A 17580-nucleotide genomic window follows, 5' to 3' on the forward strand; every position below is an offset into this window, starting at 1 on the left:
GACCCAATGGATCTCAATAAACGCACAATCCTGTGGATCGTCTTCGCCGTTTCGCTGGTCGCCCTGTGGAACGAGTGGATGATTTACACCGGCCGGCCGTCCATGTTCGCGGCACCGCCGCCGAAGACCGCGCAGGCCGATGCCAAGACCACCCCGGCTGGCGTTCCCGCCGCTGTCGGTACCACCGCCGGCGCTGCCGCCGTGCCGGGTACCGCGGCGCCATTCCAGAGCCAGATCGTGACCATCACCACCGATGTGTTCAAGGTGGACATCGACACGCTGGGTGGCCAGATCAAGCGCCTTGAACTGCTCAAGTTCAAAGACGGCTTCGACCCGACGAAGAACCAGCAGTTGTTCCAGCAGGTGGGCGATCGCGTGTACCTGGCGCAGACCGGCCTGGTGGGCGCGGCCAACCTGCCGAACCACAACACCGGCTTTACGGTTCGCCCGGGCCCGCGTGTGCTCGATAGCGGCAACCAGGTACAACTGGTGATGGATGCGGAGCAGGGCGGCGTGCGCCTGACCAAGACGTTCACCTTCAAGCGCGGCGACTACACGATCGACGTTCGCCACGACGTGACCAATACCGGCACCGCGCCGGTGACACCGGAGCTGTACCTGCAGCTGGTCCACGACGGCAACAAGCCGGAAGGCTCCTCGTGGTTCAACCCGAGCTTCACGGGCCCGACGCTGTACACGGAAGCGGACCACTACCAGAAGCTGTCGTTCGAGAAGGTCGAGAAGGAAGACGTTTCCAAGCGCGAGAACGCAAACTTCGTGCCGGATCATCCGACCAAGGCCGACAATGGCTGGGTGGCGATCTCGCAGCACTTCTTTGTTTCGGCACTGGTGCCGGAACAGAAGCGGATGCACGACATCTTCACGCGCAAGGTTGGTCATAACACCTACTCGATCGGCGTAGTGCAGCCGCTGGGCGCACTGGCGCCGGGCGCCACCGTGTCGAACAGCGCCAAGCTGTATTCCGGCCCGCAGGAAGAAACCGTGCTGGAAAAGCTGTCGCCGGGCCTGGAGCGCGTGAAGGACTACGGCATGCTGACGATCGTCGCCAAGCCGATGTGGTGGGTGATGGAGCATATCCACGCCGCGCTGGGCAACTGGGGCTGGACGATCATCGCCTTCACGATCCTGATCAAGCTGATCTTCTTCCCGCTGTCCGCGGCCAGCTATCGCAGCATGGCGAAGATGAAGCTGGTCACGCCGAAGATGACGTCGATCCGCGAACGCTTCAAAGGCGATCCGACGAAGATGAACCAGGCCATGATGGAGCTGTACAAGACGGAAAAGATCAACCCGCTGGGCGGCTGCCTGCCGATCGTGGTGCAGATGCCGGTCTTCATCGCGCTGTACTGGGTGCTGAACTCGTCCGTCGAAATGCGCGGTGCGCCGTGGCTGGGCTGGATCACCGACCTGACCAAGCCGGATCCGTTCTTCATCCTGCCGGTGCTGTATGCGATCTCGATGTACGTGACGATGAAGCTCAATCCGCAGCCGGCCGATCCGATGCAGGCGAAGATGATGCTGTTCATGCCGCTGGCGTTCTCGGTGATGTTCCTGTTCTTCCCGTCCGGCCTCGTGCTGTACTGGGTCGTCAACAACCTGTTCTCGATTGCCCAGCAGTGGGTGATCACGAAGAAGATGATGCCCGACGCAAAATAAGTGCTAACGGCAGAGCCCGTGTCCACCCTGGGGTCAACCCCATGTTCGGACACGAGCTCGGCAGTGCTAGCGCTTTTTACAGTCGAGCTTGTGTCCGATTTCGGGGTTGACCCCAAGGTGGACACGAACCCGGCAGTAAAAAAACGAAACCCGTGCGCGACACGGGTTTTTTTTCGTTCCATTAAAATCGATCCATGAATCTCGATACCCTCCCCATTGCCGCGATCGCCACCGCCCCGGGCCGCGGCGGCATCGGCGTCGTGCGCGCCTCCGGCAAGAACCTGAAACCGCTGGCGCAGGCGTTGTTCAATGGCGTGGAGCTGAAACCGCGCCATGCCACCTATATCCCATTCAAGCAGGCCGATGGCACGCTGATCGACCAGGGCATCGCGATCTACTTCAAGGGACCCCATTCGTACACGGGTGAGGATGTCCTGGAATTGCAGGGCCATGGCGGCCCCGTGGTGCTGCAGATGCTGCTGCAGCGGGTGCTCGAGGCCGGCCATGATGTCGGCTTGCGCCTGGCCGAGCCGGGCGAGTTCACGCGTCGCGCCTACATGAACGACAAGCTCGACCTGGCCCAGGCCGAAGCAGTGGCCGACCTGATCGACGCGTCCACCGAGGCGGCGGCGAAGTCCGCTTCGCAATCACTGTCCGGCGCATTCTCGCAAGCGATCCACGCGCTGGTCGAACGCGTCACGCACTTGCGGATGCTGGTCGAAGCCACGCTGGACTTTCCGGAAGAGGAGATCGATTTCCTGGAAAAGTCCGATGCCCGCGGCCAGCTGCGTGGCATCGTCGAGTCGGTCGATCACGTGTTCCGGCAAGCGTCCCAGGGTGCGCTGCTGCGCGAAGGGCTGAACGTGGTGCTGGTGGGGCAGCCGAACGTGGGCAAGTCGTCGCTTCTCAATGCGCTGGCAGGGGCGGACGTCGCCATCGTCACGCCGATCGCCGGCACCACGCGCGACAAGGTCAGCGAAACGATCCAGATCGAAGGCATTCCGCTCAATATCATCGACACGGCCGGCATCCGCAGCCATGACGAAGCCGTCGATATCGTCGAGCGCATCGGCATCGAGCGCACGTGGGGCGAAGTAGGCAAGGCGGACGTGATCCTGCACATGCTCGATGCGAACCACGGCCCCACCCGCGCCGACGAATCGATCCTGGCAGCCTTTCCGGCCGGCGTGCCGGTGCTGCGCATCTGGAACAAGATCGACCTTTCCGGCCACAAGCCCTCGATCGATGCGAGCGACGATGCCACGCACATCTATCTGTCGGCACACGATCACACCGGCATCGACCTGCTGCGCAAGGAACTGCTGCGCATCGCTGGCTGGCAGCAGACAGGCGAATCGCTGTACCTGGCTCGCGAGCGGCACCTGATCGCATTGAAGTCCACGGCCCGCCACCTGGATCGCGCCGAAGAGCATGCCGCGCAGACCGACCAGTCGCTCGACCTGTTTGCCGAGGAACTGCGGCTGGCGCAGGTGCAGCTTTCCACGATCACCGGGGCGTTCTCATCGGACGATTTGCTGGGCGTGATCTTCAGCCGGTTCTGTATTGGCAAGTAAGCGGGAAGTAAGCGGGAACTAAGCGGCAAGTAAAGGACCGCATGGATTGCTGGTAACAGGCGGTACATGTCACCGCTTTGATGGCATTGCATGGCGTCGTCCTATCGCCTCGTTCATTTCCATAGAAAAATTTTTAGTCCCTCTTCGCTTTATAGCAACCACGCCGCGATTGACCTCGTTGCGTGCGCTGCCGCACGTAAACGCGCCTGTTGGCCTGTTTTAATGCTGCTATGATTGATTTGAGCAACATAGTCCGGCGCGGCGAGCGACAAGCCTTAAGGTATTGATGTTGGTCACGTCCGCTCACTTCCACTGACGTAATCTTGCTAGCAGTTGATGTGTCTGAAGAGGGGAAGAGCATGGAAACGACCCAGGAACAGGTGGCACCGGATGGCCCGGCGTCGATCTTGCCAACGATGATGCCCGCCATGGCTGCCTCTGCGCAGCTGCGGCGAACCCTGCCGCCGAAGGGTTCCTGCTGGTATTGCGAAAAACCGCTCGACAGCGTGAAGCGCTTCTGCGGCAAGGATTGCGCGTCATCGTTCGACGAAGAAGCCGAATACACCCGTTGATGCACCTGTTTTGGCCGGACAGCTTGCCGTAACCGGCTGTGCCCGGGCATTCACCGCCTGGCGGTTGAACGTGCGCCCTGCAGTGCCACGAGAGCGCGGTCGAAGTCGTAATCCCGCCCCGCTGCCAGGATGGTGTGCCAGGCAGCCGCCCCCAGCGCCTTTTCCAGCACGATTTCATACTTGTCCATGATGTCGATCGCCATGCCGTTGCCCTCGTCGAGCAGCGCGCCAAGGTGGTCGAGCAATTCCTGCACGTCGCGCATCGCGTTCGCCTGCACCGGTTTGATGGGTGTGGCGACTTCCTTCGGCACGGTGACATCGATGCACGCCTGCACACGCTGCAACGCCGCTTCAAGATCGCCCAGCAGTGCATGCACGGTGCTGCCGCTTGCCAGCGCCTTCTCGACTTCCATCGCGATGGCTTGCACTTCGCCGGCGCCCAGCAGCCCGGCCGCCCCCCGCAATGTGTGGACGGTGCGGCAGGCACCGGCATGGTCGCCGGCCGCGATCTGCGCCGTGACAGCGCGTGCGGCACCGAGATGCACGGTGAAGCGCTTCAGGGCGCTGAAATAGATCGTGCTGTTGCCCAGCAATCGCGCGATGCCTGCCTCCACATCGAGTACGGGAATATTCATTCCAGCCGCATGCCCATCATTGCATGGCGAATGGCCAGTTGCGTATTACCGCCGCCACGCCACCACAGTCGGCACGCGCCGCCGCCATCATTCGCGCACGCATGTCAGCCTCCATTTCGTTACCGGCTAGCCCGGCCATTGGGGGATTTTATGCGAAATCGGGTGCCACGAAAGGCCTTGTTACGCCTGTTACCATTCGCGCGGGAACGCGATATGCCCGATGCCGGCGTTACAATAAGGTCTCCCCACCACAGGCCAGCCCAATTGAAAAACACGCGCACCCGGCGCATGCAACGCGCCAAATTTGCCCTGCCCAGTTTCGTGACGCTGCTGTCGATCGGCTGCGGTTTCGGCAGCATCGTGATTTCCGTGGACAATGCGCACATCGGCTTTCCGCAGGATTACCGCCTGGCTGCGGCGTTGCTGGTCCTGGCTGGCATCTTCGATGCGCTCGATGGATTCGTTGCACGCGCCACTGGCACCAGTTCGGAATTCGGCGTGCAGCTCGATTCGATCGCCGATGTGATGAACTTCGGCATCGGGCCGGCGATACTGCTGTATTGCTATGCGTTCGTGCAGATCGGGCCGGCCGATCCCACGCTGCTCCGCGTGGGCGGCCTGGCGGCATTCATCTTCGTGGCCTGCGGCGCGCTGCGCCTGGCCCGCTTCAACGTGAGCGTGGGCCGCACCGATCCGAAATATTTCGTGGGCATGCCGATCACGGCGGGCGCCGCCTGTGTGGCATCGGTGGTGGTGGCGTGGCCGTTCCCGCCGGAGACGAGCCTGCACGGCTGGCTGGTGGTGGGGTTGCTGTTCGTCGTGGGCAGCCTGATGGTGTCCACCATCCGCTTCCCCAGCTCCAAGCAAAAGAAAAGCATGGCCGCGCTGGTGCTGCTGCTGGTGAACGTGGGCTTGCTCGTCTGGCTGCGCTTCTATTATTTCGTGCTGTTCTTCGTGGTGTACATCGCCGGCACGCTGGCACTTAATCTCGCCTGGAAGAGCGGCTGGAAGGGCATTGCCCCGCCGCTCGTCTATGAGGATGAGTGAAACGCGGGACCAGGCCGCGAGAACAATCCCGTAACCGCGATCACGGCACCTCGTGGCCCTGTGCCGCGACCAGGATCTCGAACCATTGGGAGCGCGACAGCTTGAACCGCGTGGCGCGCACCGCCTCTTCGATCGCCTCGATGCGGCCGCTGCCCGTCAGCGGGATCGGTGCCGAAGGCAGCTGCATGATCCAGGCAAAGACCACGCTGCCAAACGGCTGTTCGAGTTCCGCGGCGATGCGCGCGATCGTGGCGCGCAGCGCTTCGGTGGCTGGATCGTCGCGGAACAGGCGGCCGCCGGCCAGCGGCGACCAGATCATCGGCGCCACGCGCAAGTCCTGCAGGCCGTCGAACGTTTCATCGTACAGCGGTGCCGTGTGCAGTGGCGAAAACTCCACCTGGTTGGTGACCAGCGGAATGCGCCGATGCAGGCATTCGAACTGGTGCCGGCTGAAATTCGAGACGCCGAAATGCTTCACCTTGCCCGCCGCGCGCAAGCCCTCGAAGGTTTCGGCGATCTCGTCGAAGTCCATCAGAGGATCGGGGCGATGGATCAGCAGCAGATCAAGGAAATCGGTGTGCAGCGCCTTGAGCGAGTTGTCGACGGAAGCCGTGATGTGCGCCGCCGACGTGTCGTACTGCTTGATCGTGTGCGCCGGGCGTGCCGGCGATACCAGCTGGATGCCGCACTTGCTGATGAGCTGGATCTGCTCGCGCACCGCCGGCCGCAGCGCGAGTGCTTCGCCGAACAGCTCTTCCACGCTGTAATGCCCGTAGATGTCGGCATGGTCGAAGCTCGTCACGCCCAGTTCGATGCAGCGTTCGATCAGCGCCAGTCGCTCCCGTGGCGCCATCTTCCACTCCGCCATGCGCCACATGCCGGCAACGATGCGGGAGAGCGCGGGACCATTTTCGGCAGTACGGACGGCGGGGCAGGAAGTCATGGCGGCCTTCTTTCAATTTGAATGGAACAACGATTATAGAGCCGTGCGGATGAAAAAAGCCCGCCGGGCGGCGGGCTTTTCAAAGGTCAGGAAGCCGGCGAATGGCTTATTTCAGCCACAGGCGCATCGAATCCCATGCGCGGCCGAAGATCGACGCCTGTTCCACCGTTTCCAGCGCAACGACCGGCAGTTCCAGCAGCGGTTTGCCGTCCACCATCATCTTCAGCTTGCCCACGTTGGCGCCCGCAGGCACTGGCGCCACGATAGGATCCTTCCGTTCCAGCACCGGCTTCATCTTGGCAGCCACACCCTTCGGCACGGTCACCAGCACATCCTGGCGGAAGCCGATCTTCATCGTGTTCTGCGCACCCTTCCAGACCTGCAGCGTGTCGACGGCCTGGCCTTTGGCATACAGCTTCACGGTATCGAAATTCTGGAAGCCCCAGTTCAGCAGCTTCTGGCTTTCGGCCGTTCGCGTGGCATCCGAGTTCGTGCCCATCACCACCGAGATCAGGCGGCGTTCCACGTTGCCGCTCGGCCGCTTGGCCGATGCCACCATGCAGTAACCGGCCGATTCCGTGTGGCCGGTCTTCATGCCGTCCACGGTCGGGTCGAGCCACAGCAGGCGGTTGCGGTTCTGCTGCGTGATCTTGTTGTAGGTGAAGCTCTTGACGGAGTCGATCTTGTAGTACTGGGGGAACTCCTGGATCACGTGCTTGGCCAGGATCGACAGGTCGCGCGCGGTGGTGAAGTTGTCCGGGCTGGGCAGGCCGTGCGGATTGGCGAAGCGGGTGTTGGTCATGCCAAGGCGTTTCGCCTCGCGGTTCATCAGCGTGACGAAGGTGGCTTCGTCGCCGGCCACCGCTTCGGCCAGCGCCACGGCGGCGTCGTTGCCCGACTGGACCATCAGGCCGTGCAGCAGGTCGTCGATCGACACCGGCACGGCCGGATCGATGAACATCTTCGAGCTGGAGGAATCGACCTTCCACGCGCGCACGGAAACGTTGACCTTCTGGTTGATGTCGAGCTTCTTGTCGCGCAGTGCCTCGAAGGTGAGGTACGCGGTCATGATCTTGGTCAGCGAAGCCGGCTCGACGCGCATGTTCGGGTCTTGCGCGGCGATCAGCTGGCCACTGGTGGCATCGAGCAGCAGCCAGGACTTGGCGGCGATGGTCGGTGCGGGAATGGTCTGGGCGACGGCGGAAGAAAGTATCAGGACACTGGAAGCCAGTGCCGCGAGCAGTTTTTTCATGGATCTGGAATCTCTATGTGAGGCGCCTAAGAAAGCGTGAAGCTGTGGACCATTTTGTTCAGCAAAAAAATGGCCCGGACATTATAGGCGCTCACGCGTCCTCGGTGTCGTCCCTTTGCTGCGCCTCTTGCGCCCGGCCCAGCCACAATGCGATCACCCAGCTCTTGATGTGATTGAGTTTGCGATGGAAGAAGTGGTCCGCTCCCGGGATCACCAGCACCGGCACGTCCTGCGGCCGGGCCCAGTCGAACACGGCCTGCACGGGGATCGTGTCGTCGTTCTCGCCGTGGATCAGGATCGTGTTCGGCGCGATGTCCGCCATCTGCCACTTGCCGGCCGCGGCGCCCACCAGTACCAGGCCCTCAACGGGTGTGCCGGCGGCGGCGAGGCGCTGGGCGAGCTGCGACTGAACGTAGGTGCCGAACGAGAAGCCGGCCAGCGCCACGGGCAGGTCGGGGAATTTCTCGACCATGTGGCGGTACAGCAGTTCCATGTCGTCCGTCTCGCCGTGGCCGCGGTCATGTTCACCTTCCGACTGGCCTACGCCGCGGAAGTTGATGCGAGCCACCGCATAGTCGAGCGCCACGAAGGCGCGTGCCAGCGTTTGCGTGACCTTGTTTTCCATCGTGCCGCCGTACAGCGGGTGCGGGTGCGCCACCAGCGCGATGCCGCGCGGCTTTTTGCCATCCAGCGGCAGGTCGATCAGGCCTTCCATCAGGCCGGCATTGCCCTGCATGGTGAAGTGCTTGGTGTTCTTGTTCATCATTACTTGATCTTGAGCCTTTCTACCGGTTGGCCACCGACCAGGTGGCTATCGATGATTTCGTCGATGTCGGAAGTGTCCACGTAGGTGTACCACGTGCCTTCGGGGTAAACGACCAGCACGGGACCGTGCTCGCAGCGGTCCAGGCAGCCGGCCTGGTTGATGCGCACGCCGCCCGCGCCATTGATGTCCAGTTGCTTGCAGCGCTTCTTCGCGTGCTTCTGCGCCTGCTCGGCGCCGCGCGGGCCGCAGCTTTCGCGGCCGTCTTCGCGCGCGTTCATGCAGAAGAACACGTGGTGCTTAAAGTAGGGAGTTTCGCTCATGCCTGCCTCGCTGTTGCCTTGCCAATGCTTCGGTTGAAGCCAAGCCGTAATGATACCCGCGATCAGGGTTTGTTGAGTTTATGGGAAGGCAGCCACAGGAACCACAATGCGAAGAAGGGCCACAGCAGCGACAGGAACTGGGCGGCGCCGTTGAAGTTCAGGAATTTTCCTTGCACCCACGTCTGCATTGTGGCGCTGAAGTAGGGATTGACCGGCGTGCTGTTGACCACCAGGATGCCGAGCAGGATGGTGGCGATCGCCAGGCGGCGCTGCGCCACCGGCGGTGCAAAGGCCAGGCCTGCCATCATGATGCCGCCGATGAGGAAACCGCCTTGCGCACCCGGCGTGACCCAGGCGAACGCGTTATCGGGCGTGAACAGCAGGGCCGTGGCCAGTGTTTTCGTCAGCACGGCGGCGGCCAGCAAGACCGCTGCCAGGAGCAGGCGAGGTGCCGGGCGGCGCATGAGGCACAGCAGCGTCAGTGCGCCGCCGACCATGCCGCATGCGGTAATCATCGTTTCGGAGAGCCAGTACTGCTCCACCGTCAGTTCCGGATCGGGGCGCACGTAGGCCAGCAGGTCGATGTCCATTTCCAGCAGGTCGCTCAGCCAGCCCGAGATCGTGGGCAGCACCTGGCCCTGGCCGAACAGGAACGACGTCGGGTAGATCTGTGCCAGTGGCCACAGTGCCACCAGCACCAGGCCCTGGCTCGCATGCAGGGCGAACCAGCGCTGCCGCAACCGGTACAGGTGACTGGTGTCGAGCAGCTTGCGCGCCGTGATCACGCCGATCAGGCCGCCCAGTGCGCAGCCGGCCGTGTTGGTATAGAAATCGAGGTTCGACGAAACGCGGCTGGGCAGGAAGGTCTGCACGGCTTCCATCAGGCCGGACACGAACGCGCCAAGGAAGGCTGTCGCGATGAACGCCAGGATGCCGCGCAATGCCGGGTGCAGCGCATAGGCGATCAGCATGCCGAACGGTACGTAGCCGATCACGTTGATGATGGCGTCGAACTTCGTCCAGTAGCGCGGCATCGCCGTATGCTCGAGGAAGATGAACGGCGACAGCCCCTGGTTGTGCCAGCCGGAGAACGGGTACCAGCTGGCATAGATGATCAGCAGCAGGTAGGCCAGCAGGCTGGCCCGGGACACTGGCGAGCCGCGCTGCGGCCGTGCCTCGGGTGCCGGCCCGCCCTTGGCCGATGCCGGCGCCGGCATGGGTGGCGGAGCAGGCGGCGTGCCCGCTGCTGAACCGGCGCGTTCGTCCCCGCTCATGTTCAGCGCGGCGGCAGCGTGGCCAGCCAGGTGAGGAGATCGGCTGCGATCGCGTCCGACGTGGCGGCCAGCGCACTGGCACCACCGGCCGCGTCGGCACTGGGTGCTTCCGTCGAGCGGGTAAATGTGCGCTGGTCCACGAGCTGGTGGCCGCGGAACAGCGAGGCGCGCAGCGAGATGTTGGCGGTACTTTGCGTGGCGCTGGCAAAGTTTTGCGAGAACTCGTCCATTTCCAGCCGCAGCACCGGCACGCCGCCGGTGGCATCGAGGGTCGACAGCACCTTCACGCCACCCTGCGCGATACGCGCCTTCATCCGCTGGGACAGCAGTTGCAGCGGCGTGGCGGCCCAGCGGTTGTACGCATAGGGCAACGCCTGCTGTGCATTCGCATAGGTGAGGCGGTAGAACATGCGGTCCGTATCGAGCGTGGCCGGTCCGTTCACGTCGGCCACGATCAGCGCGGGAATGGCAGCCGCCGCCGGTGTTGGCGTCACGGGCGCGGCCACCGGGCCGAAATCGAAGCTGGTGGGGGCGGGAGCCTTCGTCGAGGCGCAGCCGGCCAGCAGGGCGGTGCAGGCCGCGACGATGGCGGCGCAGGAGCGGAGGCGGTTGTGGTTCATCGTGTGCTCGTTCATCGGGTGATTGTCACTCGGGCGTCATTTGGCCGGCGCCGCGAAGCCAGGTTCGCCGGGGCCGGGCGCCGCATCCGGTGCGCCGAACAGGATGCTTTGCGGGCGGTCGTTCAGGGTGTTCATCGTGCGGCGCACGGAGCGCATCGACGAGCGTGTTTCGTCGGTCAGCGCCGTGATGCTCGGCAGCGTTTCAAGTTGGGCGCCGGTCGTTACCGCTTCCACGCCGGTTACCGCCCGGTCGACCGAGTCGCCGATGCGGGTCAGCGTGCCCTCCGGGCCGTGCAGGCTTTGCGACAGCGCCGTCACGTCCTGCGCGAGCGTGTTGACGGAATCGATTGCCGTTTCCGCCTTCGCAGCGAGCGCCGGCAGCTTCTCGATCGTGGGGCCCAGCTGGTCCGGCAGTGCCTTGTAACGGTTGACGGTCTCGCTCACGTCCGAGAATGCCGCCAGGATCGTCTTGCGGTTCTCGTCGTTGAGCAGGTCATTGAGTTTTTCCGTTACCTCTTCCGCCTGCGACAGGATCGCGGTGCCGCGCTTTTCCAGCTGGTCGAGCAGGCCGGGGCGCAACGGAATGCGCGCAGGATCATCGGCATTGGTCGTCAGGCGCTGCGAGCCCACCGAGGCATCGTCCAGCTGGATGTAAGCGATGCCGGTCACCCCCTGGTAACCCAGCGTGGCATACGTGGTTTTCGTAATGGGCGTGGCGGGGTCGATCGCCAGGTGGATCAGGATCTGGCCGGCCATCTTCGGATCGAAGTCGATGGCGTCCACCTTGCCCACCTCGAGGCCGCGGTAGCGCACTGCCGCCTGCGGGTTCAGGCCCGGCACGGCGAGCGTGGTGGCCAGCAGGTAGGGATCGTATTCCACGCGGTCGCGATTGAACCAGATGCCGAACAGGACAGCGGCCGTGAGCAGGGCCAGCGTGAAGATGCCGGTCATGAAGGCGTGCGATCGGTTTTCCATGTGTGCTCCTTGTTGTTCCCGGGCCGCTATTGAAGCGCCTCGAGTGCCCGCTTGCCGCGGTCGCCCAGGAAGAATTCCTTGATGAACGGGTGGTCGACGTTGATGACTTCCTTCGTCGGCCCCACCGCGATCACGTGTTTTTCCGCCAGCACGGCGATACGGGTGGACAGCGCGAACAACGTATCGAGGTCGTGCGTGACCATCACCACCGTGAGGCCAAGCTCGCGGTGCAGCGACTTGATCAGCGAAACGAAGCTCTCCGAGCGGTCCGGATCCAGGCCGGCCGTGGGCTCGTCCAGGAACAACAGCTTTGGTTCGAGCGCCAGGGCTCGGGCAAGGGCAACGCGCTTGACCATGCCGCCGGACAGATCGGATGGCATCTTGTTCGCATGCTCCGGCCCCAGGCCCACCATGTTCATCTTCAGCAGCACGGCATCGCGCACCAATGTATCGGGCAGTACGCGCAGTTCCCGCATCGGCTGGGCAATGTTCTCGAACACGGTCAGCGCCGAATACAGTGCGCCTTCCTGGAACAGCATGCCCCAGTGGTTGCGCAGCAGTTGCAGCTGGCCAGGCTTGGCCTGCGTGATGTCCTCGCCAAATATGCGCACGCAGCCTTGCGACGGCCGCTCCAGGCCCAGCATCTGGCGCAGCAGCACCGTCTTGCCGGTGCCGGACCCGCCGACGATGGACATGATCTCGCCGTCCTCGATCGTCAGGTTCAGGTCATTGTGGATGACGGTCTTGCCGAACTTCGTCTGCAGGTTCGAGATCTCGACGACGGGCACGCTGCCGTCCAGCGTCAGTTCGCTTGGCCCGCCGGGGCAACTGCGGTCGATATCCTCGTCCGCCATCAGAACCCTACTCCATTGAAGACGATCGCGAACACGGCATCGGCCAGGATCACGACGGTGATGGCGGTAACGACGGAAGTGGTGGTGCCGCGGCCCAGGCTTTCCGTATTCGGCTGGATGCGCAGGCCGAAGTGGCACGATACGAGTGCGATGAGGATGCCGAACACGGCACCCTTGCCCAGACCGATCATGTAGTTCGCCAGCGGCACCGCGTCCGGCAGCTTCTGGATGAAGTAGCGAGCCGAAAGGTTCAATTCCAGCTTGGCCGATACCATGCCGCCGATCAGGGCCATCGTGTCCGTCCATATCACCAGCAACGGCATTGAAATCGCGAGCGCTACCACTTTTGGCATCACGAGGCGGAAGCCGTGCGAGATACCCATTACAAGCATCGCATCGAGTTCCTCGGTCACCCGCATCACGCCCAGCTGCGCAGTGATCGACGAGCCCGAGCGGCCCGCGACCAGGATCGCCGCCAGCAGCGGGCCGAGTTCGCGGATGATGCTCATGCCGAGCAGGTTGACCAGATAGATGTCGCCGCCGAAGTTGCGCAGCTGCTGCGCCGACAGGAAGGACAGCACCACGCCGATCAGGAAACCCACCAGCGCAGTGATGCCCAGGGCCTGGAACCCGGCGTGGAAGATATTGGCGGAGATTTCTTTCCAGGGACCGCGCTGCGGTGCGGCGATGAAGCGCCACAGGTCCTGCACCACTTGCCCGATCAGGCGCACGAAACCTTGCAGGTGTTCGACGAAATGCAGTACGCCGCCACCGAGCGTGGTAATCCAGTTCATGTGGTGGCCACGGTGGCGAGGCAGCTCCAGCTTGCCCGTGGTTTCCAGCCGCTTGAAGAATTCTTCCTGGCCGGGCGCGAGCTTCAGGGTAGCAGGGCGCTTGTAGCCCCAGGCTTGCCAGAAAAGCTGCGCGCCGATGTGATCCATGCTGTCGATGGCGGAAAGATCCCATTGCGCATCGGGACTGGCGCGATCCAATTGCGTGGAGATGGCCTTGATGGTCTTGCGCTGCGCCAGTGCGTGAACCTGCCATGTGCCATCGGCGGTCACCGTCGCGCCCGACGTGCCGCCGGGGTCAAAACTCAAGGTTGGCTCTTGTGCAATGGGCATGTCGCCAGTGTAAGTGAGATTCGTTTCGTTCGCCACAGCCCCCGGCTCTACCGTGTGTCGGAGGCCGCTTACGCCACCTTATGCCGCAAGGTGCCGGGCCTGGCGCTGCGGCGCCGCCACCGCTGGTGCCGATGCCGTCTTCTGCTTTACCCCATGGCCGTCACGCGCCAGCAATTGGTCCACGCCTTCGATACCTTGCTGACGCAGGTATTTGCCAGCCAGCGCGGCCAGGCGGTCCAGCGCGATACGGTGGGTGGCATCCGTGTTCGCATACAGCCAGTCGGAGAAGGCCATGAAATTCGCGAACGGCCGGGTGCCCAGGAGTACCGGTGTCACGTGCGTGAAGCGGCCCGAATTGGCGACGAGGTCCCAGTAGCGGGCAAAGCGCACCAGCCGCTGCATCGTGGGAAAATCGATGTCCCTGTTCGCCAGGATGGTGTAGGGCGGATGCGGGTCGAACACGAGGCCAAAGGCTTCCGTGTGGCGGATGATCGGTGTGCCGCGCAGGCGTTTCAGGATGCCGAACTGGATTTCGTGCGGGCCCAGGGCCCACAGCTTGTCGAAGCCCTCGGCAAAGCTCTCCACCGTTTCGCCAGGCAGGCCGGCGATCAGGTCCACGTGCATGTGCACGTGCGAATGTTCGCACAGCCAGCGGATGTTGGCGGCGGCCTTCTCGTTATCCTGCTTGCGCGAGATGTTGGCCTGTACTACAGGGTTGAAGCTCTGGATGCCGATTTCGAACTGCAACGCGCCGGGCGGGAATTTGGCGATACCTTCCTTCAGTGCGTCGGGCAGGTGGTCGGGAACCAGTTCGAAATGGGCGTAGACCGGGTCGTCCGGATTCGCCGCCAGCTTGTCGAGGAAGAACTGCATGATCTTCAGGCTGGTCTTGATGTTCAGGTTGAACGTGCGGTCGACGAACTTGAAAACGCGAGCGCCACGCGCATGCAGCCCTTCCATCTCGGCGAGGAAGGTGTCGATGTTGAATGGCCAGGCTGTCTTGTCCAACGCTGACAGGCAGAACTCGCACTTGAACGGACAGCCGCGCGAAGCCTCTACATAGAGTGTGCGGTGGGCGATGTCGTCGTCGCTATACAAGGAATAGGGCAGGTCGATTTCCGCCATGGGTGGCTGCACGCCGGCATGTACTTTCATCAGCGGCTTCGGGCCGCGAAGGATCTCGCCGCACAGCTTGGGGAAAGTGACGTCGCCCCAACCGGTGACGACGTAATCCGCCAGTTGCACGATCTGTTGTTCGTTCGTTTCATGCGACACTTCCGGGCCGCCCAGCACGATCACGATATGCGGCGCCACCCGTTTCAATGTGGCGACCAGTTTCGTGGTTTCTTCCACGTTCCATATATAGACGCCAAAGCCGACGATTTTCGGGGCGTGGGCCAGAATGCGCTCCACCAGCTCGGTTGTCTTCGCACCGATAACGAATTCCTGGATGCGTGTTTCATGCTTGAGCTCGCCCATATTGGCGAGCAGGTAACGCAGGCCCAGCGATGCGTGGGTATAGCGGGCATTGAGGGTGGAAAGCAGGATGGACATGAACTTCTCGGGGCAATCGCTAGGATCGCGCATTTTACCCTTGCGCGACGGCGGGCGTTTCGTTATAGTTCTGTCCCTCGCAGCGAACAACGACGCAGCGAGATGTTGAAAGCGGAGGTGTTGCACACCGAAGCTGACAACTTGGAGGGGTTGACGAGCTGCACGAAACACCGCATAATCTCATCTCTCTGCTGCTGACAAACACAACGATTTGTCGCCGGGTCTGCAAGATCCGCAGCAAGCCTTCAGGGGCAGAATTCTTTAACAATCAACAGTCGATAAGTGTGGGCGTTTGATGCGATGTGCCTCCGGACTTCGGTCCGGAATGCTCAAAATATAGCAACAAACGCTTACACAAGTAATAAACGTAATCATCTTCGGATGATTCGTCAGTTATTTGAGTGAGTGACCATGTCGGAAACGACATAAAACAGAGATTAAACTGAAGAGTTTGATCCTGGCTCAGATTGAACGCTGGCGGCATGCTTTACACATGCAAGTCGAACGGCAGCGCGGGCTTCGGCCTGGCGGCGAGTGGCGAACGGGTGAGTAATATATCGGAACGTGCCCAAGAGTGGGGGATAACGTAGCGAAAGTTACGCTAATACCGCATACGATCTATGGATGAAAGCAGGGGACCGCAAGGCCTTGTGCTCCTGGAGCGGCCGATATCTGATTAGCTAGTTGGTGAGGTAAAGGCTCACCAAGGCGACGATCAGTAGCTGGTCTGAGAGGACGACCAGCCACACTGGAACTGAGACACGGTCCAGACTCCTACGGGAGGCAGCAGTGGGGAATTTTGGACAATGGGGGCAACCCTGATCCAGCAATGCCGCGTGAGTGAAGAAGGCCTTCGGGTTGTAAAGCTCTTTTGTCAGGGAAGAAAAGGGTACGGCTAATATCCGTGCCTCATGACGGTACCTGAAGAATAAGCACCGGCTAACTACGTGCCAGCAGCCGCGGTAATACGTAGGGTGCAAGCGTTAATCGGAATTACTGGGCGTAAAGCGTGCGCAGGCGGTTTTGTAAGTCTGTTGTGAAATCCCCGGGCTTAACCTGGGAATGGCAATGGAGACTGCAAGGCTAGAGTTTGGCAGAGGGGGGTAGAATTCCACGTGTAGCAGTGAAATGCGTAGAGATGTGGAGGAACACCGATGGCGAAGGCAGCCCCCTGGGTCAAGACTGACGCTCATGCACGAAAGCGTGGGGAGCAAACAGGATTAGATACCCTGGTAGTCCACGCCCTAAACGATGTCTACTAGTTGTTGGGTCTTAATTGACTTAGTAACGCAGCTAACGCGTGAAGTAGACCGCCTGGGGAGTACGGTCGCAAGATTAAAACTCAAAGGAATTGACGGGGACCCGCACAAGCGGTGGATGATGTGGATTAATTCGATGCAACGCGAAAAACCTTACCTACCCTTGACATGTCAGGAATCCCGGAGAGATCCGGGAGTGCCCGAAAGGGAACCTGAACACAGGTGCTGCATGGCTGTCGTCAGCTCGTGTCGTGAGATGTTGGGTTAAGTCCCGCAACGAGCGCAACCCTTGTCATTAGTTGCTACGAAAGAGCACTCTAATGAGACTGCCGGTGACAAACCGGAGGAAGGTGGGGATGACGTCAAGTCCTCATGGCCCTTATGGGTAGGGCTTCACACGTCATACAATGGTACATACAGAGGGCCGCCAACCCGCGAGGGGGAGCTAATCCCAGAAAGTGTATCGTAGTCCGGATTGTAGTCTGCAACTCGACTGCATGAAGTTGGAATCGCTAGTAATCGCGGATCAGCATGTCGCGGTGAATACGTTCCCGGGTCTTGTACACACCGCCCGTCACACCATGGGAGCGGGTTTTACCAGAAGTAGGTAGCTTAACCGTAAGGAGGGCGCTTACCACGGTAGGATTCGTGACTGGGGTGAAGTCGTAACAAGGTAGCCGTATCGGAAGGTGCGGCTGGATCACCTCCTTTCTAGAGTCGGCACGGATCGCAAGATCGTGCATCAAACGCTCACACTTATCGACTGTCGAATGAAGAAGAAACAGTAGCACCGCTGGGTACGCAGGTATCAACTACGCGGGTCTGTAGCTCAGCTGGTTAGAGCACCGTGTTGATAACGCGGGGGTCGTTGGTTCGAGCCCAACCAGACCCACCACGTATCAAGCACAAAGTTGTATCCCATGGGGGATTAGCTCAGCTGGGAGAGCACCTGCTTTGCAAGCAGGGGGTCGTCGGTTCGATCCCGTCATCCTCCACCAAAAGCTTAAACGTAAGCGTGACGAGTTCACTTTTATGTTTAGTCTTTTAGAGACTACTGCTGTTTCGTTCTTTAACAATCTGGAAGAAGTAAAGTTTTATTAAGCGTGCGAGACATCGCACACTTAGGGTAGTGTC

Annotated in this window: 15 protein-coding genes, 2 tRNA genes and 1 rRNA gene; 7 read left to right on the forward strand and 11 right to left on the reverse strand. The window is 61.6% G+C overall.

The window, feature by feature from the left end:
* Nucleotides 1-6: 6 nt before the first annotated feature.
* The 3 genes from yidC (at nt 7) to EWM63_RS14475 (ending at nt 3823) form a co-directional block, all read left to right on the forward strand.
* Complete coding sequence (gene yidC / locus EWM63_RS14465) at nt 7-1677, forward strand: membrane protein insertase YidC (RefSeq protein ID WP_130187165.1); 1671 nt, start codon at nt 7-9, stop codon at nt 1675-1677.
* Nucleotides 1678-1871: 194 nt separating this feature from the next.
* Nucleotides 1872-3251 (forward strand): tRNA uridine-5-carboxymethylaminomethyl(34) synthesis GTPase MnmE, encoded by a 1380-nt coding sequence (mnmE, locus tag EWM63_RS14470; protein WP_130187166.1) that lies wholly within the window; start codon nt 1872-1874, stop codon nt 3249-3251.
* 359 nt (nt 3252-3610) lie between these two features.
* Nucleotides 3611-3823, forward strand: a complete 213-nt coding sequence (locus tag EWM63_RS14475; protein ID WP_130187167.1) for a hypothetical protein — start codon at nt 3611-3613, stop codon at nt 3821-3823.
* A gap of 50 nt (nt 3824-3873) precedes the next feature.
* Here EWM63_RS14475 and EWM63_RS14480 read toward each other — a convergent pair whose 3' ends face one another.
* Nucleotides 3874-4458, reverse strand: coding sequence for an Hpt domain-containing protein (locus tag EWM63_RS14480; RefSeq protein ID WP_130187168.1), 585 nt, complete (start codon nt 4456-4458; stop codon nt 3874-3876).
* A gap of 288 nt (nt 4459-4746) precedes the next feature.
* On the opposite strand from EWM63_RS14480, the gene pssA reads away from it, so the two are divergent.
* Nucleotides 4747-5505: a CDP-diacylglycerol--serine O-phosphatidyltransferase gene (gene pssA, locus EWM63_RS14485; RefSeq protein ID WP_130187169.1), complete on the forward strand. Its 759-nt coding sequence runs from the start codon at nt 4747-4749 to the stop codon at nt 5503-5505.
* Between the two features lie 40 nt (nt 5506-5545).
* Here pssA and EWM63_RS14490 read toward each other — a convergent pair whose 3' ends face one another.
* From EWM63_RS14490 to EWM63_RS14535, 10 genes are all read right to left on the reverse strand, one after another.
* The gene (locus EWM63_RS14490) at nt 5546-6448 is read right to left on the reverse strand and encodes an aldo/keto reductase (protein WP_229487897.1); all 903 of its coding nucleotides are present in this window, start codon (nt 6446-6448) and stop codon (nt 5546-5548) included.
* Between the two features lie 106 nt (nt 6449-6554).
* Nucleotides 6555-7700, reverse strand: a complete 1146-nt coding sequence (locus EWM63_RS14495; protein WP_130187170.1) for a D-alanyl-D-alanine carboxypeptidase family protein — start codon at nt 7698-7700, stop codon at nt 6555-6557.
* A gap of 91 nt (nt 7701-7791) precedes the next feature.
* A complete protein-coding gene (locus tag EWM63_RS14500; protein WP_130190384.1) occupies nt 7792-8463 on the reverse strand; it encodes an alpha/beta hydrolase in 672 nt (223 codons plus the stop codon).
* 2 nt (nt 8464-8465) lie between these two features.
* Entirely contained in the window at nt 8466-8786 is a 321-nt protein-coding gene (locus EWM63_RS14505) for a (2Fe-2S) ferredoxin domain-containing protein (RefSeq protein WP_130187171.1), read from the reverse strand.
* A 62-nt stretch (nt 8787-8848) separates the two neighbouring features.
* The gene (locus tag EWM63_RS14510; RefSeq protein ID WP_130190385.1) at nt 8849-10003 is read right to left on the reverse strand and encodes a VanZ family protein; all 1155 of its coding nucleotides are present in this window, start codon (nt 10001-10003) and stop codon (nt 8849-8851) included.
* A 59-nt stretch (nt 10004-10062) separates the two neighbouring features.
* Nucleotides 10063-10680, reverse strand: a complete 618-nt coding sequence (locus EWM63_RS14515) for an ABC-type transport auxiliary lipoprotein family protein (protein ID WP_130187172.1) — start codon at nt 10678-10680, stop codon at nt 10063-10065.
* A 36-nt stretch (nt 10681-10716) separates the two neighbouring features.
* Nucleotides 10717-11655 carry an MlaD family protein gene (locus tag EWM63_RS14520; RefSeq protein WP_130187173.1) on the reverse strand — a complete coding sequence of 313 codons (939 nt, stop codon included), beginning with the start codon at nt 11653-11655 and terminating at the stop codon, nt 10717-10719.
* 26 nt (nt 11656-11681) lie between these two features.
* Nucleotides 11682-12509, reverse strand: a complete 828-nt coding sequence (locus EWM63_RS14525) for an ABC transporter ATP-binding protein (protein WP_130187174.1) — start codon at nt 12507-12509, stop codon at nt 11682-11684.
* Nucleotides 12509-13633, reverse strand: coding sequence for an MlaE family ABC transporter permease (locus EWM63_RS14530; RefSeq protein ID WP_130187175.1), 1125 nt, complete (start codon nt 13631-13633; stop codon nt 12509-12511). The genes EWM63_RS14525 and EWM63_RS14530 overlap by 1 nt, the downstream gene beginning before the upstream one ends.
* Nucleotides 13634-13711: 78 nt before the next feature.
* Nucleotides 13712-15187 (reverse strand): B12-binding domain-containing radical SAM protein, encoded by a 1476-nt coding sequence (locus EWM63_RS14535; RefSeq protein WP_130187176.1) that lies wholly within the window; start codon nt 15185-15187, stop codon nt 13712-13714.
* A gap of 439 nt (nt 15188-15626) precedes the next feature.
* Between EWM63_RS14535 and EWM63_RS14540 the strand changes: the two genes are divergently transcribed.
* The 3 genes from EWM63_RS14540 (at nt 15627) to EWM63_RS14550 (ending at nt 17444) form a co-directional block, all read left to right on the forward strand.
* Nucleotides 15627-17157: ribosomal RNA gene (locus EWM63_RS14540) — 16S ribosomal RNA — on the forward strand.
* Nucleotides 17158-17264: 107 nt separating this feature from the next.
* Nucleotides 17265-17341: transfer RNA gene (locus tag EWM63_RS14545), tRNA-Ile, on the forward strand.
* Between the two features lie 27 nt (nt 17342-17368).
* Nucleotides 17369-17444 (forward strand) — tRNA-Ala (locus EWM63_RS14550).
* Nucleotides 17445-17580 lie beyond the last annotated feature (136 nt).

Origin of the sequence: Pseudoduganella lutea (assembly GCF_004209755.1) — a bacterium.
Lineage (GTDB): Bacteria > Pseudomonadota > Gammaproteobacteria > Burkholderiales > Burkholderiaceae_D > Rugamonas > Rugamonas lutea.

Excerpts from the sequence above, each read along its gene's own strand:
- yidC (WP_130187165.1), top strand. The coding sequence starts at position 7 with ATGGATCTCAATAAACGCACAATCCTGTGGATCGTCTTCGCCGTTTCG.
- mnmE (WP_130187166.1), top strand. The coding sequence starts at position 1,872 with ATGAATCTCGATACCCTCCCCATTGCCGCGATCGCCACCGCCCCGGGC.
- EWM63_RS14475 (WP_130187167.1), top strand. The coding sequence starts at position 3,611 with ATGGAAACGACCCAGGAACAGGTGGCACCGGATGGCCCGGCGTCGATC.
- EWM63_RS14480 (WP_130187168.1), bottom strand. The coding sequence starts at position 4,458 with ATGAATATTCCCGTACTCGATGTGGAGGCAGGCATCGCGCGATTGCTG.
- pssA (WP_130187169.1), top strand. The coding sequence starts at position 4,747 with ATGCAACGCGCCAAATTTGCCCTGCCCAGTTTCGTGACGCTGCTGTCG.
- EWM63_RS14490 (WP_229487897.1), bottom strand. The coding sequence starts at position 6,448 with ATGACTTCCTGCCCCGCCGTCCGTACTGCCGAAAATGGTCCCGCGCTC.
- EWM63_RS14495 (WP_130187170.1), bottom strand. The coding sequence starts at position 7,700 with ATGAAAAAACTGCTCGCGGCACTGGCTTCCAGTGTCCTGATACTTTCT.
- EWM63_RS14500 (WP_130190384.1), bottom strand. The coding sequence starts at position 8,463 with ATGAACAAGAACACCAAGCACTTCACCATGCAGGGCAATGCCGGCCTG.
- EWM63_RS14505 (WP_130187171.1), bottom strand. The coding sequence starts at position 8,786 with ATGAGCGAAACTCCCTACTTTAAGCACCACGTGTTCTTCTGCATGAAC.
- EWM63_RS14510 (WP_130190385.1), bottom strand. The coding sequence starts at position 10,003 with ATGCCGGCGCCGGCATCGGCCAAGGGCGGGCCGGCACCCGAGGCACGG.
- EWM63_RS14515 (WP_130187172.1), bottom strand. The coding sequence starts at position 10,680 with ATGAACCACAACCGCCTCCGCTCCTGCGCCGCCATCGTCGCGGCCTGC.
- EWM63_RS14520 (WP_130187173.1), bottom strand. The coding sequence starts at position 11,655 with ATGGAAAACCGATCGCACGCCTTCATGACCGGCATCTTCACGCTGGCC.
- EWM63_RS14525 (WP_130187174.1), bottom strand. The coding sequence starts at position 12,509 with ATGGCGGACGAGGATATCGACCGCAGTTGCCCCGGCGGGCCAAGCGAA.
- EWM63_RS14530 (WP_130187175.1), bottom strand. The coding sequence starts at position 13,633 with ATGCCCATTGCACAAGAGCCAACCTTGAGTTTTGACCCCGGCGGCACG.
- EWM63_RS14535 (WP_130187176.1), bottom strand. The coding sequence starts at position 15,187 with ATGTCCATCCTGCTTTCCACCCTCAATGCCCGCTATACCCACGCATCG.